The organism is Bacillus massiliigorillae, from assembly GCF_000380245.2.
GTDB lineage: Bacteria > Bacillota > Bacilli > Bacillales > DSM-1321 > Bacillus_AD > Bacillus_AD massiliigorillae.
In genome coordinates this window covers 959,538-984,725 of the sequence record NZ_HG428741.1, presented here as the reverse complement: position 1 = coordinate 984,725, position 25,188 = coordinate 959,538, and the positions used below count along the sequence as shown (strand labels likewise).

The 25,188-nt window shown below is 33.8% G+C and carries 27 protein-coding genes and 1 pseudogene; 3 read left to right on the top strand and 25 right to left on the bottom strand.

What is annotated here, in order from left to right; all coding sequences use genetic code 11:
* The 14 genes from TX86_RS04660 to TX86_RS04600 form a co-directional block, all read right to left on the bottom strand.
* The gene (locus tag TX86_RS04660; RefSeq protein WP_052343534.1) at positions 1-783 is read right to left on the bottom strand and encodes a serine/threonine protein kinase; all 783 of its coding nucleotides are present in this window, start codon (positions 781-783) and stop codon (positions 1-3) included.
* Between the two features lie 422 nt (positions 784-1,205).
* Positions 1,206-1,376, bottom strand: a complete 171-nt coding sequence (locus TX86_RS26095) for a YozD family protein (protein ID WP_081707558.1) — start codon at positions 1,374-1,376, stop codon at positions 1,206-1,208.
* A 107-nt stretch (positions 1,377-1,483) separates the two neighbouring features.
* Positions 1,484-2,200 (bottom strand): germination protein YodN, encoded by a 717-nt coding sequence (gene yodN / locus TX86_RS04655; protein WP_042346687.1) that lies wholly within the window; start codon positions 2,198-2,200, stop codon positions 1,484-1,486.
* Positions 2,201-2,411: 211 nt separating this feature from the next.
* Entirely contained in the window at positions 2,412-2,627 is a 216-nt protein-coding gene (locus TX86_RS04650; protein ID WP_042346685.1) for a YozE family protein, read from the bottom strand.
* Between the two features lie 128 nt (positions 2,628-2,755).
* Positions 2,756-3,361 (bottom strand): hypothetical protein, encoded by a 606-nt coding sequence (locus TX86_RS04645; RefSeq protein ID WP_154663047.1) that lies wholly within the window; start codon positions 3,359-3,361, stop codon positions 2,756-2,758.
* A gap of 272 nt (positions 3,362-3,633) precedes the next feature.
* A complete protein-coding gene (locus TX86_RS04640; RefSeq protein ID WP_042346682.1) occupies positions 3,634-3,825 on the bottom strand; it encodes a hypothetical protein in 192 nt (63 codons plus the stop codon).
* 120 nt (positions 3,826-3,945) lie between these two features.
* Entirely contained in the window at positions 3,946-4,230 is a 285-nt protein-coding gene (locus tag TX86_RS04635) for a YokU family protein (RefSeq protein WP_042346681.1), read from the bottom strand.
* Complete coding sequence (kamA, locus tag TX86_RS04630) at positions 4,227-5,645, bottom strand: lysine 2,3-aminomutase (protein ID WP_042346679.1); 1,419 nt, start codon at positions 5,643-5,645, stop codon at positions 4,227-4,229. The genes TX86_RS04635 and kamA overlap by 4 nt, the downstream gene beginning before the upstream one ends.
* Before the next feature lie 88 nt (positions 5,646-5,733).
* On the bottom strand, positions 5,734-7,113 hold the full coding sequence (locus TX86_RS04625) for a sigma-54 interaction domain-containing protein (RefSeq protein ID WP_272867242.1): 1,380 nt from the start codon (positions 7,111-7,113) through the stop codon (positions 5,734-5,736).
* Between the two features lie 82 nt (positions 7,114-7,195).
* Complete coding sequence (ablB, locus tag TX86_RS04620; RefSeq protein WP_052343533.1) at positions 7,196-8,041, bottom strand: putative beta-lysine N-acetyltransferase; 846 nt, start codon at positions 8,039-8,041, stop codon at positions 7,196-7,198.
* Positions 8,042-8,056: 15 nt separating this feature from the next.
* Complete coding sequence (locus TX86_RS04615; RefSeq protein WP_042346677.1) at positions 8,057-9,343, bottom strand: peptidase; 1,287 nt, start codon at positions 9,341-9,343, stop codon at positions 8,057-8,059.
* Positions 9,340-10,011, bottom strand: coding sequence for a 3-oxoacid CoA-transferase subunit B (locus TX86_RS04610; RefSeq protein WP_042346674.1), 672 nt, complete (start codon positions 10,009-10,011; stop codon positions 9,340-9,342). Before TX86_RS04610 ends, TX86_RS04615 begins: the two co-directional genes overlap by 4 nt.
* Positions 9,990-10,688, bottom strand: a complete 699-nt coding sequence (locus TX86_RS04605) for a CoA transferase subunit A (protein ID WP_042346673.1) — start codon at positions 10,686-10,688, stop codon at positions 9,990-9,992. The genes TX86_RS04610 and TX86_RS04605 overlap by 22 nt, the downstream gene beginning before the upstream one ends.
* A 9-nt stretch (positions 10,689-10,697) precedes the next feature.
* On the bottom strand, positions 10,698-12,053 hold the full coding sequence (locus TX86_RS04600) for an aspartate aminotransferase family protein (protein WP_042346671.1): 1,356 nt from the start codon (positions 12,051-12,053) through the stop codon (positions 10,698-10,700).
* A 227-nt stretch (positions 12,054-12,280) separates the two neighbouring features.
* On the opposite strand from TX86_RS04600, the gene TX86_RS04595 reads away from it, so the two are divergent.
* Positions 12,281-12,997 (top strand): B3/B4 domain-containing protein, encoded by a 717-nt coding sequence (locus TX86_RS04595; RefSeq protein WP_042346669.1) that lies wholly within the window; start codon positions 12,281-12,283, stop codon positions 12,995-12,997.
* A 54-nt stretch (positions 12,998-13,051) separates the two neighbouring features.
* Here TX86_RS04595 and TX86_RS04590 read toward each other — a convergent pair whose 3' ends face one another.
* From TX86_RS04590 to msrA, 8 genes and pseudogenes are all read right to left on the bottom strand, one after another.
* A complete protein-coding gene (locus TX86_RS04590; RefSeq protein ID WP_042346668.1) occupies positions 13,052-13,396 on the bottom strand; it encodes a hypothetical protein in 345 nt (114 codons plus the stop codon).
* Between the two features lie 162 nt (positions 13,397-13,558).
* Positions 13,559-13,957, bottom strand: coding sequence for a hypothetical protein (locus TX86_RS04585; protein ID WP_042346666.1), 399 nt, complete (start codon positions 13,955-13,957; stop codon positions 13,559-13,561).
* 728 nt (positions 13,958-14,685) lie between these two features.
* Positions 14,686-15,537, bottom strand: coding sequence for a pentapeptide repeat-containing protein (locus TX86_RS04580; protein WP_042346665.1), 852 nt, complete (start codon positions 15,535-15,537; stop codon positions 14,686-14,688).
* 97 nt (positions 15,538-15,634) lie between these two features.
* Positions 15,635-18,712 carry a C39 family peptidase gene (locus TX86_RS04575; protein ID WP_042346664.1) on the bottom strand — a complete coding sequence of 1,026 codons (3,078 nt, stop codon included), beginning with the start codon at positions 18,710-18,712 and terminating at the stop codon, positions 15,635-15,637.
* A 253-nt stretch (positions 18,713-18,965) separates the two neighbouring features.
* Positions 18,966-19,073, bottom strand: a pseudogene (locus TX86_RS27130) (YjcZ family sporulation protein); the annotation flags it as partial.
* 306 nt (positions 19,074-19,379) lie between these two features.
* Positions 19,380-19,889, bottom strand: coding sequence for a PTS sugar transporter subunit IIA (locus TX86_RS04565; protein WP_042346661.1), 510 nt, complete (start codon positions 19,887-19,889; stop codon positions 19,380-19,382).
* 83 nt (positions 19,890-19,972) lie between these two features.
* On the bottom strand, positions 19,973-20,398 hold the full coding sequence (msrB, locus tag TX86_RS04560) for a peptide-methionine (R)-S-oxide reductase MsrB (RefSeq protein WP_042346659.1): 426 nt from the start codon (positions 20,396-20,398) through the stop codon (positions 19,973-19,975).
* Positions 20,395-20,931: a peptide-methionine (S)-S-oxide reductase MsrA gene (gene msrA / locus TX86_RS04555; RefSeq protein WP_042346657.1), complete on the bottom strand. Its 537-nt coding sequence runs from the start codon at positions 20,929-20,931 to the stop codon at positions 20,395-20,397. The genes msrB and msrA overlap by 4 nt, the downstream gene beginning before the upstream one ends.
* 165 nt (positions 20,932-21,096) lie before the next feature.
* Between msrA and TX86_RS04550 the strand changes: the two genes are divergently transcribed.
* Positions 21,097-21,852, top strand: coding sequence for a DUF4397 domain-containing protein (locus tag TX86_RS04550; protein ID WP_042346655.1), 756 nt, complete (start codon positions 21,097-21,099; stop codon positions 21,850-21,852).
* Between the two features lie 60 nt (positions 21,853-21,912).
* Here the strand turns inward: TX86_RS04550 and TX86_RS04545 are convergent, their stop codons facing one another.
* From TX86_RS04545 to TX86_RS04535, 3 genes are all read right to left on the bottom strand, one after another.
* Positions 21,913-22,479, bottom strand: coding sequence for a YpmS family protein (locus TX86_RS04545; RefSeq protein ID WP_052343532.1), 567 nt, complete (start codon positions 22,477-22,479; stop codon positions 21,913-21,915).
* Positions 22,480-22,539: 60 nt separating this feature from the next.
* Entirely contained in the window at positions 22,540-23,367 is an 828-nt protein-coding gene (locus TX86_RS04540; protein ID WP_042346653.1) for an SGNH/GDSL hydrolase family protein, read from the bottom strand.
* Between the two features lie 188 nt (positions 23,368-23,555).
* Positions 23,556-24,146 carry an SCO family protein gene (locus TX86_RS04535; protein ID WP_230203565.1) on the bottom strand — a complete coding sequence of 197 codons (591 nt, stop codon included), beginning with the start codon at positions 24,144-24,146 and terminating at the stop codon, positions 23,556-23,558.
* A 242-nt stretch (positions 24,147-24,388) separates the two neighbouring features.
* Here TX86_RS04535 and TX86_RS04530 point away from each other — a divergent pair, with 242 nt between their 5' ends.
* Positions 24,389-24,913 (top strand): PCYCGC motif-containing (lipo)protein, encoded by a 525-nt coding sequence (locus TX86_RS04530; protein WP_042350157.1) that lies wholly within the window; start codon positions 24,389-24,391, stop codon positions 24,911-24,913.
* Positions 24,914-25,188: the final 275 nt, after the last annotated feature.

Below are 25,188 nucleotides of genomic sequence, written 5' to 3'. Positions count from 1 at the left end.
TTATTTCATATGTATTTCGTATAAAGCATCATATGCTGCTTGAGCATTCAAAAACGGTGGTTGTAATAAAAGTAGTTTTTCAAGATAGTTTTGAACTTGAATGGGAAGCTGTAGTTCCTCTTGCCAACTTCGTTCTTTTTTATTGGTCGGTGTGTAATTGGAATATAATAAAAATAATAAGAAGTGACCAATATTATATAAATCACTAATATAGCTTGGTGCTTTTTTAGGATTTTTCACTTGTTTATAATCACATTTTGGGTCTTCATAACATGCTAAGCCAAAATCAATGATAACTAATTCATTATTACGTAGGAGAATATTTGGAATTCGTAAATCGCGGTGTACAATTCCATGACTATGTAAAATGATGACCATTTCTAATAATCGACCAATCACATTTATAGATTCTTCAATAGAAAATGAAATACCGTCACCAAATATAATCTCTTCAAAGGTTTTGCCATCAATATAGTCCATCGAAAAATAAGGAATACCTGCTATATTCCCCACTTCCTTTATAACAGGTATATTAGGGTGCATTTCTTTCTGTAGAAAAGTAATCTCCTGTTGAAAGTTTTGCATGATTTTCTTCTTTTTTACATGCTTTCTTCGCAATCGTTTCAAAACAAATTTTTCATTTGTTACTTTATTTTGAATTAAATAAGCAAATCCATATGAACCTCTTCCTAATAATTGGACTACTTCATATGGTCCCATTTCTTCAATAGCTGCATAGAATAAATGATGATATTTTTTTTCACCGAAATCGCGAAGAAACATAGATGCACATCTCCTTATTAGCTACTGAAAAAGCTGCGTGAACTAAAGAAACTACGTGAGCTAAAAGAACTTTTCTTATAGCCTTTTTTGTAATGCTTATGCCCATAGTAGTTATGCTTGTGTGAATAATGTTTCATATCACTGCTCGAATATCTTTTTTTATGATGATGACCTGAATTGTTACCTATGATTGACTTGATTATTTTCTTAAACATCTCCATCACTCCTTGCATAAGTATACGACCTGTGAAATAAAAAGTTTCAAACTTTTTTTGTACAATATATGCTTAAAATGAAACTTGTAGAGCCTTTCTTTGTATTTTTCGCAAAAACTATTAACTAACCAATTTCACATAACTGATAAAGCAAAAAGAGGCGTCCAAAAAGTGGTGAAACATCACCTTTTGGACAGCCTCAATCTGCTATTCTTCCATTTCTTCATCTATAATACACTTATCAAGTAAGTACTCAAAGGTTATATCAGCAAGTTCTTCAAGTTCTTCAACAGTTGGCACATATCCTCGCTTAGTTAGCTCCTGAAAAAAATAATTTGCGATTTCTTCCGTATCAATTACGACCTCAATTTCACGCAAAAAGATCGCCCCCTTTTTTATACCTTCATGTGTTCAATTGTTATAATATTACATTTTAATATAAAGTAAAATAGCTATTTTACTTATATTGTAAATAACATTTTTGATTATTGCGTCTGAGAACTATTTTTTCTTGATTTTTTACTTACTTCTGAAGACACTCCTTTTAATTTCAATAAAGTAAGTAGCATTACCTTCTTATATTCATCATCCTGAAAAACTTTATATAGTTCAGCATAATCATTATAAAGGTCTAAAAGGTTATCGATTAATTGCTTTCTTTCCTTATACTCCTGGAGCGTTTTCCACTCCTGTTTCCGGATAACATTTTGCGGCACTTTTTCTTTCGTTCCTGGACTTTTCTTAATCGGAAACAACAAGCCTAATTTTTGAAAATATAAATCCGCACTTTCAGCATCTGCGATTAACACTAGCTCATCTTCTTGAGCTTCTAACCATTCACCATCTGATAACCTTGATAACTCATACACAACATCTTCCCATGCATTTTCCTTATAACGCCAAATCTCAGTACGGAAACCAACCACTTTAAAGTATTCCTCTTCATATCCTTCAACTTGGACTAAGTCGCCAAAGAAAAACTTATATTCGATATTGATTTGCTCTTTCTCTTGCAGGATATGACCATCGTACTCTTCAATAGAAACTAAAAGCGGTTCCATATAAAGCCCTTCACTGTAATTCACTTCGTATACAAAACAACCTTCAAGAAATTTAACATCTGTTATGTTACCAACAGTGCCATACATTGTAATGACAACTGTATCACCTACTTTGTACTTCGCATTTTTCTTATTTCCCATTAGAGACATCCCCCAGAGCAGATCATAATTTACAATAGTATATGCATGTTTCTGTCGTAGGTTATTGATATTCAACGTAATAGGCATTTATATCTTCTAAAAGTTACATGGCGAAGTACACTAGGCAATTACTTCAATATTATAGATATTCAGTTCCATAAAAAATAACAACAAAATTTCTTAAATTCTTATAAAAAATAAGAATAATGTTTTATCTACTTAGCTGATAATCCTCCCAAGCATCATCAAAAATAGTCATACTTTTAAGATAATGCCCATTCATTTCTAAATAAGAGCTAATTTCCTGATAATCAGTAGAATGCGTCGGAAAACTATGGTCTTGAAATGCATCGTATGCAAATTGAGTTATATCATCAACAATTTTCGGTTGTCTATATGTTTGTAAAAACTGATAAAACGACTTCACTATGGTAACCTCCACTACTTAAATAATCTTACTTTGCTTATTAATATAGCTAAAGTTTAATTATTCGTCTAGATGGCTTATATAAGTGTGAGGAAAATTAGTTATTGAATAAACATTTCTTGTTTAACTCACTTCATAAGTACATAGTATTTCTTATATATTCTTGAAAATTCAGACTGACTTATATCAAATTCTTTAGTTATCGCATCAATAGCTAATTTATCATCTCTGTATAGGCGATAATACGTTCTTCCTTTAGTTAACATATTAAAAAACCATTCATAGTATTCAATTACTTCTTTCTCTAAAATACCATTACTTGTTTGATCGTGTTCATAGGAATATAGTAATTGCTTATCATTCCTTAACAATGCTTTACTAAGTATTTTAGTATCATTAATGATTAATTCCCCACATGAAAAATCAATCAATTTCTTGACACAAGCTGTATTATTGTATTCCATAGATTGCTTCCCCTCTATAGAAGATAGATGAATATCCTCTTCATAATAAAGGTTTGGTGTTTCATTAAATTTAAGATAAAGACGTAGTCGCTGATAGGCCATATCAAAACGAGTAAATTGCTGCATCTCTGATAATTCAAAAAACGCATTATGTAAATGTAATTTTATTTCAACTTTATTTGTATTAAATGTTTGTTTAAAAGTAATGTCTTTCACATAGTTGCCAAATGTATATTGTATTTCTTTAGTAGCAATCTTTTTAAATTCCATGAATTTTTCATGCCTAGAAGTACTATCATGGCTTAAAATAAGACATGGTACTATACAAACTAATAACAAAAAAATCATTTTAATCTTCATAATTATTTTGTCCTTACTATCATTTTTTTATAGGTTACAAGCTAATCTTCATATTTCTGTGAAGTCTGGATGTTTATTTTCAAACATTAAATGCTGTTACTCCTTTTTAAAAATGTAAAAAGCCATGCAATAAATGCATGGCCATCATTAACATATTAGTATTATGTGTTCTTAAAATTTTCTTAATTCCAACGTCCCGCTTTACTCATCTCAAGCAACGCCCAAATGACGTTAAACATTAGGATAGCAACCGTAATAGGCACTGCTTGAAGCCAATTCTTCCCGTACTTTTCTTTAATGACTCCGACATAATATCCACATAAAAATAATACAACCATTGCAGCAATCATCATTCCTGTTATCGCGAAATACATAACCGTTCGCCCCTTTATCCCTGTGATCACGTTCTATAAAAATATCATATATAATTTTTCTTATATAACGACAAAGGAATGATGAAATAAATGTGAAAAATGGAATTTTGTCACAATTCCTTAATAATCAAAATCGAAGTAATTTCTCTTCAGCAAACGCGGTTTATTCATCAATTCTTCAAACGAGAGAACCGATTCAATATTTTTCGTATTAATAATAAATAATTGATTTTCAATTTCCCTTACTCGTTCATCTGTTTGATACGTCGCTTGGCAGTTATCACAATAATAAGAAGGTACATCTGTAATCTCAATTGCCTTTGTACCATCTGGAAGCTCCCAATAAACAGAGGCTTCTATCTTTCTAGCAGTCTCTTGCTCACACCATACACATACTTCATTCATTGTGCTTCCTCCGTTTTCCCACTTGAATCTTGTATATTCTTTGATTGAGCTTGAAATTTCTTTTCTTTAAGCGTATCTCGTCTTTCTCTATTATCTTTAATCGTGGCATGTTTTGGGTCCTCATGATATTTCTCACGTTTATTGTATCGCTCTAAATTTTTTGGAATGAGATTGTATTGTTTATCATTTAATAAGCCTGCGATTCCAACTGTACTGTCTTTCTCACTATATTCCGGATAAACACTTTGGAAATAATCATCTGCAAGACCAGGCACATAGTTTTCTGGCTCTGGATAAGTAGAAATAACGCCTTCAAAATTACGAAGAACGGTTTTATTTGGAGATTGAGACAGAATATAATTCGGCTGCAACGCTATTTTTCCACCACCGCCAGGGGCATCACAAACAAATGTAGGCACAGCATAACCGCTCGTATGCCCTCGCAACCCCTCGATAATTTCCAAGCCTTTAGAAATCGGTGCACGAAAATGACTTATTCCTTCTGACATATCACATTGATAAATATAATAAGGACGCACACGGATTTTTACTAAATCATGCATGAGCTTCTTCATGATTGGGATACTATCGTTAATACCCGCTAAAATAACAGCTTGATTGCCCACAGGAACTCCCGCATTCACCAGCATTTCACAAGCTTTCTTCGACTCTTCTGTAATCTCTATACTTGTATTAAAATGCGTATTCAACCAAATCGGATGATATTTCTTTAAAATATTACATAGGTTTTCTGTAATTCGTTGTGGAAATACAACAGGAGCTCTTGTGCCAATTCGAATAATTTCAACATGTGGAATTTCTCGTAGATTTTTAATGGTATATTCTAATATTGTATCGTTTATTAATAGACCATCACCGCCAGATAATAGAACGTCACGAACTGCTGGGGTATTACGTATATATTCAATGGCTGCATCTATTTGCTTCTTTGGAACACCCATTCCAATTTGACCTGAAAACCTTCTTCTAGTGCAATAACGACAGTACATTGAGCATTGATTTGTTACTAAAAATAAGACGCGATCTGGATAACGATGTGTCAGACCCGGAGTAGGTGAATCTTCATCTTCTTCCAACGGGTCCTCCTTATCATACTTCGTCTTATACATCTCTTTTCCAATTGGAACCGATTGCATTCTAATTGGACAACGTGGATCATCTGGATTCATAAGCCATGCATAGTATGGCGTAATGTTAAGAGGAATGGTTTTCGTAGATATATAAACTCCTTCTTCTTCTTCAGGAGTTAAATTAATAACTTTCTTTAAATCATCCAATGTGCGAATGGTATGTGTTAACTGCCATAACCAATCGTTCCATTGCTCATCTGTTACATCTTTCCAAAGCTCTATATCTTTCCAATGTCTCGTTGGCTTGTATAAAGATTGTTTCATATATATACCTCCTTGCACTTTACATATAAATATGCAAGGAATGTTCCAAACGTCTAGAAACGTGGAGAAAATAGGTCTATTGACTCACCTACATGTTCTTCAACTTATATTGTAATGTTTGTCGAGGGATTTGCAGTAATTGCGCCGCTTTTAATACATTACCTTCCGTTTGCTGTAATGCCATTTCTAGAAGCTGCTTTTCCTTTTCCTTCAAAGCTTCTCTTAACGGTGGAATAGTGCTACTCTTCCTCTCATGCGAACGTTGATTAAAGAAAACCGGTAAATCTTGTACTTGAAGAATAGAAGAATCACTTACATTCATCATATATTCAATACAATGCTTTAATTCACGGACATTACCAGGCCATGTATGCTGTAACAATTGAAATTCTAGCTCCTTTGTCATTCCCAAAACCTTCAATTGAAATGATTTATTAAATCCCTGTATAAAGTAGTTAGCAAGTAAAAGAATATCTTCTTTTCGCTCACGTAATGGTGGAAGCTGAAAGCTCAAGACATTTAAGCGATAATATAAATCTAAGCGTAATACATTTTCATTCAACGCTTGCTCAGGGTGTATATTCATAGCGGCAATAACACGAACATCAACGGCCACATTCTTTGTTGCCCCTACTCTTCGAATGACACCATCTTCAATCACTCTTAGGAGTGCTGTTTGAAGCGACATGCTCATTGATTGAATTTCATCGAGAAACAATGTACCTCCATTTGCAAGTTCAAACAAACCAGGTCGATCGATAGCTCCTGTATAACTTCCTTTTGCCGTTCCAAATAATATACTTTCTAATAAGGCTTCTGGAAGTGCTGCACAATTTTGAGCAATAAAAGGCCCTTTTTTCCTCGGCGAGGCATTATGTACCCCTTGAACAAATAGCTCCTTACCTGAACCACTTTCCCCAAACACTAAAATAGAAGATGATGATTTCGATGCTTTCTTAGCCATTTCAATAATATTCATAAAGGTTTCATTATCTGTCTTAATATCGTGAAAATGATAAAACGCACCTGTTCCTCTTTTCCTCAAAGGTATGTCAGGTGCGTTCTGTTTCTCTAAATCAATTAATCGCTCAGATAACTTTCGAAGCTCAGAAATGTCTTTTGCAATTTCTACAGCTCCTACAAGCTTTCGATCTACAAATATCGGTAATGTGGTATTAATCGTATCTATTGTTGCACCGTGAATATTTGCATAAGTTTGTTGCTTATGATAAATGGCTTGACCGCTTTCGATGACACTGAGCAATGTGCTCGTTTTCTTTGTTAATGAGGGGAATACACGCAGTAAGTGTTTACCAATGACTTCTTCCGCTTTCATACTGTCTAATGAAGCTGCTACTTTATTATAAAGAATGGTTTTCCCTGACAAATCAATTACATGGATACCTTCGTCTATCACCTTTAATAAAGCTTCCATAAGTTCTTTCGTCACAACGTCTTTTTCTAGCACTTTTTCACTTCCTTTGAAGTCTGTTTCTTTATGTATATGAAAAAGTGCTGAAAACTTGTCAGTTAATGCTTAAAATTCGGCATTATATCGTTTTAACCCATACATTCATATCTTCAATATCTTCGTAAATATTACAATTATTCGTTAATCGACCACGATATTTATATTGTAGTCGATGAAAAGCAGCATTCATGCCATAAGAACGAGCTCTTGCAATAGTATATAAACAAAATATTTTCCGATTAAATAATTCTTTCTCAAGTGCTGCCAAGAGTAATTGTACTAAGCCAAACTGACGGTATTCTGGCACTGTCGCACAATCCGTTATTTCAGCATTATGATAATGATGATTTATTTCACCGCTCACAGCACTTACAATTGTATTTTGATGCATATAAGCTAAAAAAACAGTACCAGCCTGCATACTTTTAAGAACATATTTCGGATCATGTAAAGGGACAGGATATACTTTGAAAACACCTGCATATAAATTAGCTAAACCTTCAATATCCTTTTCATCACAAACTTGTAACGTGTAATCAGATGATAAAGGAGTTGTTTTTTTCTTAATAGAAGAGGAATAAATCGTATGAATTATTTCATCTTCTTCAGCCCAAACATCACTTCTTCTTCTTTCTGAATTGTAGTATTTACAGAAGAAATACATATCGCTACCAAAGAAATATTTATCTACTTTCGCTTCAAATATAAATCCGTGCGCTAACATCACATCAAAGTCTTCTAATCGAGCTTTAAAAATGAGCTTTTCAAATTGATAACGATGAAACTGTTCCGTAATATGTTTTATAATGCTATTAATATTTCCGTAATAATCATCTACCCGCATCCGTTTATTGAAATCATCGACAGTATACGTATACGTACAATCATCTTTAACCATATTGAGTGAGTATGGTAGCTTATCCAAAGCTTCACCCCATTTTCAAATGTTTTCTTCAGCCATTTCACACCAATCTACGAGAGTCATAGCAATCACTTCAGCTGACTTCATTATTGCATCTACCTCAATGTATTCATTACTATCATGCGCTTTACTTGTTGTACCAGGACCAAAGACTATGACAGGTGTTCCACCAATGTTAGAAAGAATACCTCCATCTGTACCCCAAGGAGATGCCTCAATAATAGGGTCTTTCTTTTCAATGTACGTATAATTTTCACTTATACACTGTAGCAATTCATGATCATTTTCAATTTTTCCAGGTAGCCACCTTGCCCCAAACCACTCAAGTTCAATAGGCTTTTGTTGAAACCATTCATGCGTTGCATTTAATTCTGCTATGACACTTTCAAATTGTTGAATAGCTTCATCCACACTTTCATATGGGGACACACCAAAACGCCCCTCTAAAACCGTTAAATCTGGCACAGAAGATGGCCAATTACCACTTTTGCATAAACCAATATTTATAGGAATAGGAATGGGAATATTGCTGTATAATGGCTCATTTAGAATTAGCTCGTTACGTTTCTTCTCAAGTTGTTTCACTGATTGCATAACATAGTAGGCCAAATCTAAGCTACTAACTCCTTCATAACGAGTTCCACCATGCGCTGATTTCCCTTTAATATTTAATCGAAACCAAAGAGAACCTTGTTGATGAGGAAATAATTTCAAACCAGTCGGCTCAGGAATAATCGCTCCATCAGCGGTATAACCTCTTAACACAGTCGCTAAAGTACCAGCTCCTCCGCTCTCTTCTTCTATAACACTTTCAAAAATCACATCACCTTTCAATGTGATATTATTTTTAATTAACGCTTCAATTGCTACTAATAAAGCAACATTCCCGCCCTTCATATCGGTTGTTCCTCTACCATATATGCGGCCATTTTCTTCAAATCCGCTATATGGATGAGCATTCCAATCGTCTACATTTCCTTCAGGGACCACATCAATATGACCATTTAAAATAATTGATTTCCCTCCGCCTTTACCTTTCAAAATAGCAACTAAGTTAGGATTACCTGCAAAATCAGTGCGATCACAATGAAAACTAGGATGCTCCTTTACATTAGGATCTTCATCAATTTCCCATAAATCAATCTCTAAGCCTAATTCACGACACTTTTCTACGACAATTGCTTGAGCTTTTCCTTCATTTCCTCTAATAGAAGGTTGTTGAACAAGTTTCTTTAATAATGTAATTGCCTCTTGTTCATGATTTTCTATCCAAGTTTTAATGATTTCTTTTTTAGTCATATTCATTCCTCCTCTAGATTCGTCACTAATTCCTCAGAAACTTTGAACTTTGCATTCGTACACTGTTGAATATCATCTAAACAATAAGGAGCAAATATCTCTATTAGCTTTAAAGAATGATTATTTATAGTGAACACACACATCTCTGTAATTATCATCGAAACGCATCGTGGAGCAGTTAAAGGCAAATCGCAGTTTTGTACAATTTTGGATTTACCTTTTTTGTCGCAATGATTCATGGTAACAATGACCTTCTTTGCTTTTGCTGCCAATTCCATTGCACCACCCATACCCGGAACTTTCTTCCCTGGAACAATCCAATTAGCCAAATCTCCATTCGCACCTACTTGAAGTGCTCCAAGGATTGTAATGTCAATTTTCCCTTTTCGAATCATGCCAAAAGCGGTAGCACTATCAAAGTAACTACCTCCTTCACGCAACGTCACTGGAAAACCACCCGCATTACATAGATTGGCATCTTCTGCTCCGAACCTTGCTGAACCATCAATGCCAAGAATGCCGTTTTCTGCCTGAAAGAAAACGGATTCCTTATATGCTATATAATCTGGAACTAAAGATGGAATGCCGATGCCTAAATTAACAATCATTCCTGGTTTAATTTCTTTAGCGGCTCGTTTGGCAATTTTTGTTCTTATATTTTCTCCCACGCCCACTTCCAGTTCACCCCTTTGGATTGCACGATGTAATCAACATAAATACCTGGAGTAATAATTTCTTCTGGATCAAACTCACCTAACGATACAATCTTCTCAGCTTCCACAATCGTCACATCTCCAGCCATTGCAACTAGCGGATTCGTATTACGTGCGCTTTTATCATAAATAACATTGCCAAATTCATCGGCTGCTTTAGCGTAAATAATTGAAACATCAGCTGTAAGAGCAGTTTCTAATAAAAATTGCTCTTCGTTAAGAGTTATAATCGGTTTGGAAAGTCTTACAGCTTCATGGTCAACACCAATATCGGACAGAAAACCTTTAATGCCCGAACCGCCAGCTCGAATACGTTCCATTAAAATACCTTGTGGTGAGAATTCAATCTCTACTTCCCCATTCGTCATTTGAATTCCTGCATTTGGATTTGATCCAATATGGGAGACGATTAATTTCTTTGCTCGTTTTTCCGTTACCAATTTACCAATACCGATTTCCGGAAACCCTGTATCATTTCCTATTAATGTAAGATTTTCAACACCTAACTCTAAAACAAAATCAACAATGGTAGGAGGTGTACCAATTCCACCAAAGCCCCCATACATAATGCTCATTTCATCGCTAAAGAAAGACGTAAGAGTATTTAAAGAAACAACTTTCCCAAACAAATTCTCCATATAAACCTCCTACTCCGACTGTGATTGAGCATGATTCAACAATGTTTGAAAATCTAGTAAGGTTTGATTCAAACGTAATAATAATTCATCAATTTCCTCATAAGTAATTGTCAATGGAGGTGAAATAATAAAAGCGTCTCCAATTACTCCATCAATCCCCGCTTGGGCTGGATAAAGCAATAAACCATTTTGCTGAGCAATTGAAACAATCTTGTTCGTAGCATCTATATGTCTAGCAAATGGTGTTTTTGTAGCAGCGGAACTAACACATTCAATACCGATTAACAAACCTTTTCCACGAATATCCCCAATAAAATGATGAATTTTTTGAAGCTTTAAAAGCCCATTGCGTATATGTTCACCCTTTTGTTCTACTTGAGAAATGATATTGTGTTTCTCTATATAATCAATTACGGCTAAGGACGTCGCACATGATAATGGATTTGCACTAAACGTATGACCACTCATAATACTTCCTGACCCTTTCTTGATAGGCTCCATCACTTTATCACTCACTAATGTAGCGGCAATTGGTGTATAACCTCCACTTAATCCTTTCCCAAGAGCAACTAGATCTGGAACAACACCTTCCTGTTCACATGCAAGAATTGAGCCTGTTCTACCCATTCCTGTCATCACTTCATCGGCAATAAATAAAATATCGTTATCCTCACATATTTGTTTCACTTTAGTTAAATAACCATCCGGGGATGAAATAGCCGCACCCGCTGCTCCAATAACGGGCTCACAAATAAAAGCAGCTATATTTTCTGCTCCAATTTTACGAATCATTGATTGTAATTCATCAGCACATTTTAAGGCACATGAAGGATGCGTTTGATTATAAGGGCAGCGATAACAATATGGAGGAGAAACAGAAGGATAACTTTCAAGAAGTGAAACGAAGCGATTTCTTCTTATTGAATGACCAGACATAGACAGCGCACCTAGCGTTATGCCATGATAACTCATCCATCTTGAAACCAACTTTGTTTTTTTCGGCTGACCTTTTTCCTGCCAATATTGGAGTGCTATTTTCATAGCGGTTTCTGTTGCTTCAGAACCGCTATTCACAAAGAAGCTATATGTTAACCCCTTACTTGTTAAACTATTAATCTTATTCGCTAAGCTTTCTGCCGCTTCCGAAGAGAATTGCGATCGATAAACAAACGATACTTTTTCCGCTTGCTTAATCATCGCATCCTTTACTTCATTTACTCCATGACCAATATTAACGGTTACTGCACCAGAAGCAGCATCCAAATAATCCTTGCCTTCTTTGTCGTACAAATATACTCCTTTACCATAATCAATGACTGGATATGTATAATGTAAATCAGGTTTAATCAGTGAAGAATCCATCATATTGATTCCTCCTAAATTATCAGTTTATTAAAGTGTATGTATGATGATACATAATCTTGCTTATTAAACATCTTTATCACCATAAAAAGTAAATATTATTTTGCTCTTAGCTAGTAACGGTAATATATTATTTTGTGAAAAATTTATTCATATTCATTTCATAAAGTTCTCATTATGTGATAGTAGAATTATCGTATCGGCACTTGAACTTAGGAGAATCTAATATTATGAAAAGATTTATTATTACTGAAGAGTTTTGGGAGCTATTTCCGAAAGCAGAGATTGCAATAATATTAGCAAAGGGTATTAATAATAGTGAGGAATTATCAGAGGATGTAAGACCTGACATTATTGAAATGCTAGAAAAGAGTAACAAGAACGCAAAGAAATTTTTGACAGAGGATGTATTTAGCAAAAATAAGGTGATTTCAGTTTGGCGAGATGCCTATAAACAATTTAAAACCAAAAAAGGTGCTAGATGCTCCATTGAAGCATTACTAAAACGAATAGATAAAGGAAATGATGTAGGGGCTATTAATCCTTTAGTAGATATATACAATACCGTTTCTTTAACTTATGGACTTCCATGCGGTGGTGAAGATATCGATAACTTTGAGGGAGACATGCTTTTAACTAAAGCAAACGGAAATGAGGCTTTCTTAGCTTTAGGTGATGAAGAATATAATAATGCATTACCAGGTGAAATCATTTACAAGGATGATGCAGGAGCTGTATGTCGATGCTGGAACTGGCGTGATGGACAACGAACAATGCTTACAGAAGATACTACAAATGCTTTTTTAATTATTGAATCCATTGATCCAACCAGAAGTGGTGACTTAAAGGAAGCTACTCAATTGCTTGCCGAACTAACATGCAAATTTCTTGGTGGCTCCGCTACAATTACATATATGAATAAAGAAAACAGAGAACTAAAATTATAGAATTACTTTATGTAATAACTATAAGTTCATACTTATATGATTAGGTTAACCTTTTTATCGTTCCAAAAATATTCTGTTCTCTCCACATAAAATAGGTGTCTTCGGTGATACCATACTGTTTTGAAGTTCAGTGATCGTTATTTTTAAATCTTCAAAGTCACGTTGGAATTCCCAGCAAAGTAATACCGAATCCATATTCCATGTGATACCACCTTTAAAATATCCGAAAGCCCCTTCCTTCCAACCAAGCTTACTTAATGGATGTGCGGATGCTAGATACGTAACAAAATCACCAAGCGCATCTGAAAAAAAACTTGGATGAAAAGTAAACTCCTGGCCATTCAATTCCAATCTGCATATTGCACTTCCGGTTCGAATATCATCATAAGTAAATTTCAAAATATAAATCCCCTTCAACATTTACATTAGTTCTTATTATTCCTTACTTCTACATAAGAAAATAAAACCCTTCTATAACAAAGTACCTTTAACCCAAAAGAAATAAGCTACATATATGCAGCCTATTTCTTCAAATTTTTCATATTTTTTATATTCCCTGTTTTACTTTTTATCAAAATTACTAAGTATCGCAAAACCAAAAATTATACTAAAAATAGGATAAGTCGATGTATTAAAAATAGGTACAGCAATAAATGTTGGCAAACTTATAAATGAAAAGTGAATGAAAGGATAGAACATGAAAAATAGTGACAAAACTCCAAGGATGATAAATCTTATATAGTTAAAGGTCCAATTCCCAGCCTTCATTCTATTATGATTAAATACTGGCAAACTTAACACAATACCTGTGGGAATAAACAAACATGCTTTATAGAACACATACGGAAAGACTTGAAAACTTTGAGTTTGCAACTGATTTATATAGTCCCATAGAATAATCCCACCTAAAATCGAAGTAAATAAAAGAATCAAATAAACTACATATAATTTAGTCGTCATCCAATTCCCCCTTGTCATTTAGTCACTTCTCAAATTAATAATCAAGTATTGCTAAAGTGGTCCTCTATATAGTGTACTACATTATTCATTATCAAAACCAATAATTACCAGATTTTCATTTTAAAAACAATCTTAATCTGAGTACTCCATAAGTTATTGAATGAAATTGAATTTTATTATTGTTTTAATCTTTGTTTTCTGCACGTACTAAACAATATTATTAATCTTACTTATTGGACATTCTATTTTTTGTATAAAAATAAGACTGCCAATATGACAGCCGAGATTGAACTCTATAATTTGAAAACTACAACTATTTGTATAAATACTTAATACTCTTAGAATCTCCTTTAATCTATAAAGAGAGCTCTATAAAAATAAGATTATACACTTTAATATCTTTCATTATTCAACTATCCTCTCTTTTCAAATTTCATTTTAATAATTTTATACTACAATAGTAAAAATCCCTTTATTTAAAGCACACCCTTCTTTGAAACAAAAATCACCTTTAGTGTAATTTTACACTAAAGGTGATTTATATCAATACTTTTCTAAAAAGAATGTCTCCCCTAAATATTTGTTTTCAAAATAAAACAAGGCAATCCTGAGAGTAATATAAAATCACTTTCAAGATTGCCTCTTATATAAATTGCAACAGTTAAATCATTTGATAATAATATAGTTTACTTACTATTTTTTCCACCAAGAGAAAATCATTCATCACATCATTTATGCTTCTCTCTCCAATGAGCCGGAATTATTAAAGAAGTAGGTAATTTCGTATTAGAATCGCCTAACGCAGCATTTATTTGTGCTTGTGTAAGAAAGATACATCCAGTGAGATTAGCGCCTCTTAAATCAGTATCTCTAAAATCTGCTCCTATCAAATCAGTCAATGTAAGGTCCGCATCTCTTAAATCAGCAGCAATAAATAAGGCCCCCCTTAAATTAGCTCCCCTTAAATTTGCACCTTTAAGTTTCGCTCCAATAAAGTCCCTACCACGACTTATTTTTTTCTGATTTTTCTTAGCTAGTATATTAACTCGTACTAACTCACTTGTTTGTAAAAGTAACTGATTCACTTTTGCTCTGTGCTCTGGAATATTGATTTTCAGCATCAACTCTGGACTTAACTCTGTTAGTTGTTCGCTTTCATCTATACACCTCATTAAATCTCCATGAATAGATTTAGTAGCCTCTAAGCTTAAAGCCTCATTTAAATACCAAAGCATTTCGTGTAATTGCTGCATAATTGGTAAAATATCAAACATTTCTTTCGCTATAGAGGTATTATCTCTCCAATCATTCCCCTTATAGGTGACTTGTGAAACCTTTTGACCTGCACCGAAGCATTCGAAAGCCGTACAACCTCGAAATCCTTTTTGTCGAAGGTTATTATGAATACCACATCGATAATCTGATTGTAAATTTGGACACGGAGTTCCTCCATCCTTATCAAATGCGAAATCAGCTGATTTTGCAAAAGGTAGAGCTACACAACATAAACCAAAACAATCTTCGCAGTTGGCGCTTAAATACTTTAGAGCATTCCCATCTGTGGCTGATATACGTGACAATTTCTACACTTCCCTCTATATAATATTTCTATCATTAAATCTCGTATTATTTAATATCGCTCATCTAATCATTCCATCGCCACATCATGATTATCTTTTACCTGTTCCCATTCCTCTTCTTCTCTAAAGCCCCATTTGCGCATGCCAAGCATTCTAATCTTTCAGTTTCAGTCGTTGACATTTCATTTTTTGTAAGCTTTATAATATACTCATCGAGCTCCTCATGGTCTAGTAAACTAAAGAATCTTTTAAAATCAACAATAGTGAAATCAAGAGTAAATAATTTTTGATAACATTTCTTTTCTAATGCCTTATTTTCTTCTATTTTTGCAATCTCAATCAACTTAAATAGATAACGAATATCTTGCCAATTTTGCTCATAACAAAATTGTAAAGTTGTTTTTGCCTCTTCTAATTTGCCTCGTTTAAAATAAGCTTCACCCAATTGATAGGCAGAGAATACATTTTTCTTCATTTCAAAAGCTTCTTTAATGTCTAAAAAACCATCTTGATTAGTCATATCCTCTAGTAGCATTCCTTTATACGTTTGAAAAGCAAAAGCTAAGGAATGATGTTGATTAATCATTTTCGTTAAAAAAGCAATACCACGCTCAAAGAACTTATTTTCAGATATTGTTTTCACATATACATTCAAAGGTTCTTCCCAATTATTCTCTATGATTTCAATACCTTCTTCGAGAAAAGTAATACCTTTCTCCTTCTTATATTCATCTTCACATTTATAGAGGAATGATATTCCTGCGTTTATTAAAAATTCAATATCGTTATTAAATTCATTATAATATTGGTCATATAATTGATGTGCTTCTTCCTTTAATCCCATATCAACTAATGTATCAGCATATTTCACATAACCAAAAGAATACTCAGGAAATTGCATCATACATTTTTGAAATTGTTCACTAGCTATATCATATTTTTCCTGATCTAAATACAATTGCCCTAATTGAATGATGATTTCTTCTTGCTCATCTGCTTGTTCCATTCCCTTTAGTAAAACTTTTTCCGCTTCTTCTTGGTCATTCATCTCTTCATCCAAAAGTTTAGCTAACATGAGATATGCGTTTGTAAATTGAGAGTCAAGGGTAAGCGCCTTACGCAAATTAGTTACCGCATTTGTTAATTGACCAAGACCAAGATAAACTTTTGCTAAAGTATAAGATTTGTATGCATCATTATCCGGAACTTGAGGATTCATTATGAACACTTGTAGAGCTTCTTCAAATAAGTTGTTCGCCATTAGCACTTTACAATGATTTAATATGATAAATAAATCATCATTATGATTTTCATATGCCATGTAAGAGGCTTCTAAAGCTGCTTGTAATTCTTGATTATATAAATAAGTTAATGATAAATAGCTCCATGTTAATACATCATCTGCATCTGCTTTCACCGACCACTTAAAGTGCTGAATACCGTCTTCAAAGCGCTCTTCTTCATAGGCAATACGGCCTTGTAAAAAATGATAAAAACCATTCATTTGCTTTTTCTGTACGCGCTTAATGATCTCCTTTGCTTCTTCAACATGTCCAAAATTCAAATAGCCATTCACTATATGCAGGCATACGGTCCCGTTATGAGCCATTTTTTCTTCCATTTCTTCAATCGCTTTATTAAACAATTGCTTCATATCTTCATCATGTAAATGCTTAATAATAAATAATTTCGTGTACGCATGATTCCAATATTGCTCTAAAAAAGCTATTAATTTCTTCAAATACATTTTTTCATCTTTTTCAATAAGCTCTAAATACTCGAATAACGAACGATAATATAAATGATCTTCTGTACTTAATATTTGTAATTCATTAAATTGCGCTTGTGGAACCCCTACAATTCCTAAATAATTCGTAATTAAATGCGTGTCTATATAATCTTCAAACGAAATAAGCAAAGTTTCAAAAGTGTTAGCATCTTGAATATAAACCACTTCTAAATGTTCATCATAGCCTGTTACAATTTGCACATGTGAAAATAATCCAACATTTACACTAAGTAATATCGGCATACCATTGTCAATACATTTCTTCAACGTTGTTAAGTCCGCTGTAATATAGTTGCAAGTATAGCCAATGCTTTCCCAATAAGTAATAGTTGTTGATAGCTTGCTACCTACTTTATCAAAGATACAATCTGCGATTTCATCTTGTTGTCGATATTCACCATAGAAACTAAGAATCATCGACAAACTCGCTGGAACACAATAATTACTTTTCTGTATAACCGGATTGATGTGTAACTTATGTTTAGTTCCTTCATCTTGAATTGAATGATAAGGACTATCTTTCAAACTAATTTCTGTTACAACTAGATTATTCAGTGCATCATATTCTTCCTTTTCATATAAATAATCTGCTTTCAGCTTTAAAAAATAAGGTTTATAAAAAACATCTGGAATCCAGTGTACAAGCTGTTCGATATCGCTAATCATCTCTTCCTGGCGACTCATATCACGTAAGCGACGAATGCGCTCCATCAATAAATTTGGCATTTCACCAAATGTAGCTATACCTTCTTGAACAAAGTCGTAAGCTTCTTCATGATTCCCTTCTAAGGCAGCTAAATGTGATAGCATAGCATAACATTTATGACCATATTCAGCATGGTGTCGACCTTGCCAGAAGTACTGCTTTGCTTCAATACGTTCCCCTTTTTCCAGATAATAATATCCCCACTTATCATCCAAAGAAGAACCACTATCTGCATGCATCTTATTTAACAGTTCTTTCACTTCTGAAAATCGTTTTAACTCAAGCAATACTTGAAGATATGTGAAATAAATCTTCTCACGTATCTCTTTAGGATATTGCTCTAACTCTCCTTCATCAATCCTACTTCCTAACAAATGAGCCATTTCAAGTGTTTTACCACTTTCAATATAATCATCAATAGTCCATGAAAGCGTCCATAAAGATTGATGTTGTTTATAAGCTATACGCGCTAAGAAATTACTATATTGATACATTAATCCATAATCTAAAATCCGAATAAGCATATACAATGTTTGCTCATCTTTTATAGCTAGAATGGTATTCTTCAACAATGAAAATTTCTTTACTTTTTTTAGTTTATTTACAATATCCAGAACCTCATCAAGTGCTTTATTATAATTAGCATCCTTAAAGTGAATTCTAATTTGTTCTAAATTCATCTATTCATCTCCCGTAATAGATTCCTATCTATATGTCTATAATATTTCCAATCGGATGCATTCTTCAATCTCCACTAATCAATTAAATACGTTTAAACAAGTATATATCACAAACGTGATTTATTGTTTATAAATAACTAAAACACACTAATTTTAAAAAGAATATACATGATTAACTACATTTAAAGTCAAAAAGATAGGGCCATAGACAAAGGTCTAAGGCCCATATTTAACAACTTTCACAATCCTTATATTAGCAGCAACCGCCGCCACATCCACCAGTACCACCACAGAATGATGCACCAATGATAATTAATAGAATGAATAATACAACGATTAACGCAAATCCGCCACCCCAGCCGAAACCACCGCCGCCGCCGCAGCAACCGCCACCTCCATAGCCGTATCCACCAAATCCAGTACCACCAAATCCGCCACATCCATCATATCCGTAACCCATATAATTTCACTCCTCACAAGTTTCTTAAAACATCTGCTACATTGATACTTTATGAAACAGGGCTTGTGTCTGTATGTGCATTCGCCCATTTTTTTTAAAAAGTGAAATTTACATATCTTAAAGTGATGATATAACGATTTGATTTCCTAAGAAAAAAAGCTACTAAAATGACATTAGTTTACGCCATTTCAGCAGCTTCTTCATCTATTACTTTGTAGTAATTGTTAAGTAAGTTGTTTCACCTTTTACAAGTGAAGTTTCTGTAGTTTTTTCAAGCTTCTCTACAACATCTCCGTTTGTAATAATAACTGGAGTAATTGTGCTTTTTGCTTTTTCACGAACAAGATCAAGGTCAAAAGAAATAAGTTTATCTCCTTTTTTCACTTTATCTCCTTCTTTTACGTGAGCTTCGAAGCCTTCACCCTTCATTGAAACTGTTTCAAGACCAATATGGATTAAGATTTCGATATTATTGCTTGTTTTTAATCCTACAGCATGTTTTGTAGGGAATACTTGAAGTACTTCTGCATCGATTGGTGCTACAATTACACCTTCAGTTGGGTTTACCGCTAATCCGTCACCCATCATTTTCTCAGCAAATACTGGATCCGGAACTTCTTCTAACGCAACAAGGCTTCCTGTTGCTGGAGATACTAATACGTTATTATTGTTGCTAGCTGTTTCAGTTTTATTACCAAAAAGTTTTTTAAAAAACATCAAACTTCCGCCTTTCTAACTTCTGCGTATTCTAAGTAGTTAAAATACTATCTTGAAATAACACTTTACCATAAAAAGAAGGTTTATGTAAATAGTTTCACATACTCACCATAACCTTCTTTTTCTAATTCTTGCACAGGAATAAAGCGTAGTGCTGCAGAATTGATGCAATATCGTAAACCCGTTGGTCTAGGACCATCTGGAAATACATGACCGAGATGAGAATCAGCAGTCTGACTTCTTACTTCAATTCTACGCATTCCATGACTATGATCTTCTTTATTCACTATCTCTTCCTCATGCACAGGTTTCGTGAAACTTGGCCAACCACATCCCGCATCAAATTGATCATTAGTTGAGAATAACGGCTTTCCTGATACAATGTCTACATATAAACCCACTTCTTTATTATTATAATATTCATTTCGAAACGGTGGTTCCGTACCATTATTTTGTGTTACTTCATATTGAATATCCGTTAATTTTTTCTTTAAATCGTCTTTATTCATTTCACGTCACCCCAATGTTTATTAATAAATGCCGCTCTTCCAGATCCCACATGATAGGCATTATAATGATTTGGATTTTTTTCATAATATTGCTGATGATATTCTTCAGCCTTATAGAAAACACTTGCAGGAAAAATAGGCGTTACAATTGGTGCTGCAAACCTACCACTTTGCTGTAGTTTCGCTTTTGACTTCTCTGCAGCCATTCTCTGTTCCTCATCATGATAGAAGATTGCTGTTTCATAGGATTTCCCTCGATCATAGAATTGTCCACCCTTATCCGTTGGATCGATTTGCATCCAAAAAATGTGTAATAAAGTTTCATAAGGAATGATATCAGGATTATATGTAATCTGAATTGCTTCGTAATGCCCTGTTTGATTGCTACATACTTCTTCATACGTAGGATTTTCCATTGTCCCACCAGTGTATCCGGACATGACTGATACGACACCTTCATATTTATCAAACGGTTTAACCATACACCAAAAACAACCACCTGCAAATGTTGCTTTCTTTAAAGTATCTCCCATTCTGTTCACTCTCCTACTATACATATATTGTAAACCATACTTATTTCAATATTAACGTTTTATTCCGTTTCATCAAAATATTTCGTCTTTAGTGAATCTGACACCTGCCCAAGTTCTATTGCATACATTTATTACGTAAGAACGCGTTATGAAAGGAGTATACGTATGCAGTCGAGAAATGCACATCATTATTTTGAAAAGGCTTCTATGTACGGAATGTTAGCTGATTATTATAAATATTGTAACCCTACATTGCACATTTATTATTACAAAAAACATTTAAATAGCTTACAAAAAGCAATTGCCTCACAAAGATCGGTAATGGGAACAGATTCTACTGAAACACCAGCGAAAGTAAGAATTTTACACGCAGCACCGGATGCGCCTAATGTCGATGTTTATATAAACGGTACCAGAATACTGAAAGATTTTCCTTATAAAAAAATAACCGACTACTTACCTTTACCACAAGGCAAATATCAAGTTGATATTTATCCAACAGGTAACCAAGTTTCCACTATTATTAGTAGAAAGGTGGAAGTCCAAAACGGCAAAATATACACTTTAGCAGCTACAGGAAATGGGAAGAACTTAAAGCTTTTAACTTATGAGGATCACCCAATAGTTCCCCATGGCGAAGCCAAAGTCAGATTTATTCATTTAGCACCAGATGCACCTGCAGTCGACATAGCAGTCAAACATGGAGATATTATTTTCCCTAATATAGCCTACCGTAAAGCTACTAACTATTTAGGTGTTACTCCTATGAATATTGATTTAGAAGCTAGGGAAGCGGGCACTAAAACAGTTATGTTGGAATTACCTAATGTAGACTTAAAACCGAACACAGTCTATTCCATTTATATTATTGGATCAATTGAAGGGACTCCAGCTTTAGAAGCTTTAATATTAATTCCTTAAAAACAGAGCTGATTTTAATAAACTAAAAAAGTAAAACGCCGTTTACTAGTAAGCGGCGTTTTACTTTGATGGAACTACCAATCGGAAAGAAATATCATCTTCTTTTAAATTAAATTTATTAACTTTAAGCATTAAACCTTGATCAAACTCTAAATCGGTTAAGGCTACATAAATTTGCTTCTTCTTCGGATCAATTGTAATCCATTCTGGAAGTTCATTTTCTTTTTTTATGAAGTTCAGTACATAAGATACAGGTAATTGCATCTTTCCTAATTCCATCGAGCGTTGCTTTAATAGCAAGTCACCATTCTTCAATGGGACAGGAGTAAACGTCATTGCTAATTGCAATTCCATATCGAACACTGGAATCTTCGAATAAAATTCAATATAGTCGTCTAACACCACTTGAGACTCTATTGTTTTGTTCTTCGGCTGAGAAGCAATATAATTTTGAATTAATTGATTAATACTTTCTTTCTTACTTTGGATAAGAATAGAAGAATCTTCTTGACTCCATTTCCCTTCGTCTGGAAGCTTCACTTCCTTCGGTATACCAACCAGTAGTAAAACAACTAGAACAAAAGCTACATTGATGCCAATAAGTAAAAAGAAAAGTATTTTCCACAAGTTTCTTTTCTTAGTCTCTATTGTGGATGCCCCCCTTCTTTCCACTATCTCTTGCCATAATTATGAATTGCTTTTCATGGCCTGCTGCTGCATTCGAAGAATCGTATTTTGTTTTAATGCTTCATAAATGGCATTACCCATTTTTTCATATCCTTTCGTATTCGGATGAAAATAATCTTCTTCATAAATTAAGTTCTCCTTTTTGGATGAAAAAATTGGGCTAATTTCGACAAAATACACTCCTTTATGTTTGCTTGCTATGTTTTTCGATTTTTCATTCCATTTAATCATTATATCATTAAATTCATCTACAGAATTCAACCATTTATCAAAAGGATTATATAAGCCAACTAAATATATATCGCCTTTAGGATTATTTTTTCGTATAATTGCTAGTATTTCATTCACATTTTTTTCATATTGCTTCATGCCTTTTTCAAATTGTGCTAATTGCAAATGTTTATAATTTTTCTTTACGATATCCATTACATCATTACCGCCTATAGTAACAATAACAACGTCTGCTTGTTTCACTAAATTTACCATTGAAGATTGATGCAGCTTCTCCACCAATCCTTCAGAAGTTAATCCACGCTTTCCATAATGAGCCATGCTGATATCTTTAATACGCTTTTCTTCTTCTAAACGCGTCGCTAAAATTGACTGATAGCCACCCTTATTCGTTTCATCCCCTACTCCTTGGGTTAAGGAATCACCGATTGAAGCAATCATAATATCTGCTGGTGGCAATTGTTTTAGTTCCACTTCTTCATCATGGTCATTTTGTTTTTCAACACTTTGATTCACTTTTTCAGAACGAAAATTGGGAATAGAGCAAGCAGTTAGTAGTACACAAGCAAGAGAAAACAGAATAAATTTCCTCATCATACTCTTCACCCCTCTGACAGAATATCTTTATCCTATATTGTATTGTTTTGTAATCTTTCTATTTTATTCTTAAAAAAAGTAGAAGTTTACCCTGTATTTTTATAATAGCACTAATTAAGAAAAATACAGTGCTCTCTAGCTCATTACATGCTTTTAGTTCAAAAATAAAAACAGGCCATTTCGCCTGTTTAATAATTCTGCAGGATTTTAATATGCTTAATAATTTCATCAATTGGAAAACTTTCTAATCCGGCATATGTTTGAACAACCGTACCTTCTTCATTAATCAGAGCAAAGCTTGTACCATGAAGAACTTGATCACCTGTTTCAGGCTTCTTCACAAGTGTTTTGAAACTATTTTCAGCAAATTCTTCAATAGTCGCTTGTTCATAACCAGTTAGGAAATCCCAATTACTATAATTTGCTTTAAACTTATCGCCAAATTGCTTTAATACTTCAGGGGAATCTACAGTTGGATCTATGCTAAACGAGATAAGTTCAACATCTTTTATACCCTCTGCCTTCAATTTCGCTTGTAATTTTGACATATTAGCTGTCATAGGCAAACATACATCATTACAATTTGTAAAAATAAAATTCGCTACCCATACCTTACCCTTTAAATCTTTTAGAGAAACTTTTTCATTATCTTGATTGGTAAACGTGAAATCTTCTACTGGCCAATCTTTACTATTCGGTATTGCCTGATTGCCACAGGCTGTTACAATTACTAGAATCAAAATCATACCCATTGTTGCTAATATCTTCTTTGAAAACATTTCATCCATCCCTTTTCGATATGATTGTACCTTGTAATATTTTATCAAATTTTTCCTAATATTAAAATAAATTCATTTTGTACAATATTTGTCCAATTAAGAGTATTTTACCCAAAAGATAAAGTTCATCACTTATAAGAGGTATATTTTTCACATATTACCAATTTGTATGATAAGATAGAATGGATGAAAGCAATCTTGTTAATCATTATAGAATAAAAGTAAAAAGTGAAGGTGATAGCTTGAAACAGTCAAAAATACTTCTCTCATTATTTGCAACAGTAATTCTAATACTTGGTGCGTGCTCTAAAAATGAAGCAACTGAAGCCACCAAAACAGGTAATCAAGAGCAAACTGAAAATCATGATCACACTCAACATGCTGCTAATGGTGACTTACAAGAAGAAACAAAATCAATTGAAACACTACCATCTTTTTTAAAAGATAAACCTGAAGAAATGAGCACTGTATATGCAGCTGTGGCAAAGAATAGAAAATTGCTAGAAAGTATGCCTTGTTACTGCGGTTGCGGTGAATCAGCAGGTCATAAAGATAATTATGATTGTTTTATTTTCGAAAATAAAACAGATGGTTCTATCGTATGGGATGATCACGCTACGAGATGCAAAGTTTGCTTAGAAATTGCAGCTGAATCTGTTGTTCTATACAATAACGGCAAGAGTGCAAAAGAAATACGCGACATAATCGATTCAAAATATAAAGAAGGCTATTTAAAACCAACTCCAACACCTAAGCCACAAGGGTGACAAGAAAAGCGCAAGCGCCCGTTTTGCGACGTATAGATTGGAGCACTTCGACTGAGATAAAGTCAACACGAAGAGGCGGTAGCCTTTTTCGTGTTGACTTATCGTAGGGAGATGGGCAAAATCTACTAGTCACTGGGCGCTGGAGCTAGACAATAAGAAAAACTGTCACCGGTCTTTTTTGATTGATGTTTATGCTACTTGGTTTACTCCCAATCAAAAGAGCTATGCGGCAGAAATAAGCCAATCTGTTCTTGAGAACTCGCTTTTGATTTTCA

What these genes read in the sequence shown, in the direction of transcription:
- kamA (WP_042346679.1), bottom strand. Translation starts at nt 5,645, where the DNA reads ATGAAACAATCTTTATACAAGCCAACGAGACATTGGAAAGATATAGAG.
- TX86_RS04535 (WP_230203565.1), bottom strand. Translation starts at nt 24,146, where the DNA reads ATGTTTTCAAAGAAGATATTAGCAACAATGGGTATGATTTTGATTCTA.
- TX86_RS04595 (WP_042346669.1), top strand. Translation starts at nt 12,281, where the DNA reads ATGAAAAGATTTATTATTACTGAAGAGTTTTGGGAGCTATTTCCGAAA.
- TX86_RS04615 (WP_042346677.1), bottom strand. Translation starts at nt 9,343, where the DNA reads ATGAATATGACTAAAAAAGAAATCATTAAAACTTGGATAGAAAATCAT.
- TX86_RS04585 (WP_042346666.1), bottom strand. Translation starts at nt 13,957, where the DNA reads ATGACGACTAAATTATATGTAGTTTATTTGATTCTTTTATTTACTTCG.
- TX86_RS04660 (WP_052343534.1), bottom strand. Translation starts at nt 783, where the DNA reads ATGTTTCTTCGCGATTTCGGTGAAAAAAAATATCATCATTTATTCTAT.
- TX86_RS04575 (WP_042346664.1), bottom strand. Translation starts at nt 18,712, where the DNA reads ATGAATTTAGAACAAATTAGAATTCACTTTAAGGATGCTAATTATAAT.
- TX86_RS04600 (WP_042346671.1), bottom strand. Translation starts at nt 12,053, where the DNA reads ATGATGGATTCTTCACTGATTAAACCTGATTTACATTATACATATCCA.
- yodN (WP_042346687.1), bottom strand. Translation starts at nt 2,200, where the DNA reads ATGGGAAATAAGAAAAATGCGAAGTACAAAGTAGGTGATACAGTTGTC.
- TX86_RS04635 (WP_042346681.1), bottom strand. Translation starts at nt 4,230, where the DNA reads ATGAATGAAGTATGTGTATGGTGTGAGCAAGAGACTGCTAGAAAGATA.
- TX86_RS04605 (WP_042346673.1), bottom strand. Translation starts at nt 10,688, where the DNA reads ATGGAGAATTTGTTTGGGAAAGTTGTTTCTTTAAATACTCTTACGTCT.
- TX86_RS04550 (WP_042346655.1), top strand. Translation starts at nt 21,097, where the DNA reads ATGCAGTCGAGAAATGCACATCATTATTTTGAAAAGGCTTCTATGTAC.
- msrB (WP_042346659.1), bottom strand. Translation starts at nt 20,398, where the DNA reads ATGAATAAAGACGATTTAAAGAAAAAATTAACGGATATTCAATATGAA.
- TX86_RS04540 (WP_042346653.1), bottom strand. Translation starts at nt 23,367, where the DNA reads ATGATGAGGAAATTTATTCTGTTTTCTCTTGCTTGTGTACTACTAACT.
- msrA (WP_042346657.1), bottom strand. Translation starts at nt 20,931, where the DNA reads ATGGGAGATACTTTAAAGAAAGCAACATTTGCAGGTGGTTGTTTTTGG.
- TX86_RS04565 (WP_042346661.1), bottom strand. Translation starts at nt 19,889, where the DNA reads ATGTTTTTTAAAAAACTTTTTGGTAATAAAACTGAAACAGCTAGCAAC.
- TX86_RS04640 (WP_042346682.1), bottom strand. Translation starts at nt 3,825, where the DNA reads ATGTATTTCGCGATAACAGGAATGATGATTGCTGCAATGGTTGTATTA.
- TX86_RS04645 (WP_154663047.1), bottom strand. Translation starts at nt 3,361, where the DNA reads ATGGAATTTAAAAAGATTGCTACTAAAGAAATACAATATACATTTGGC.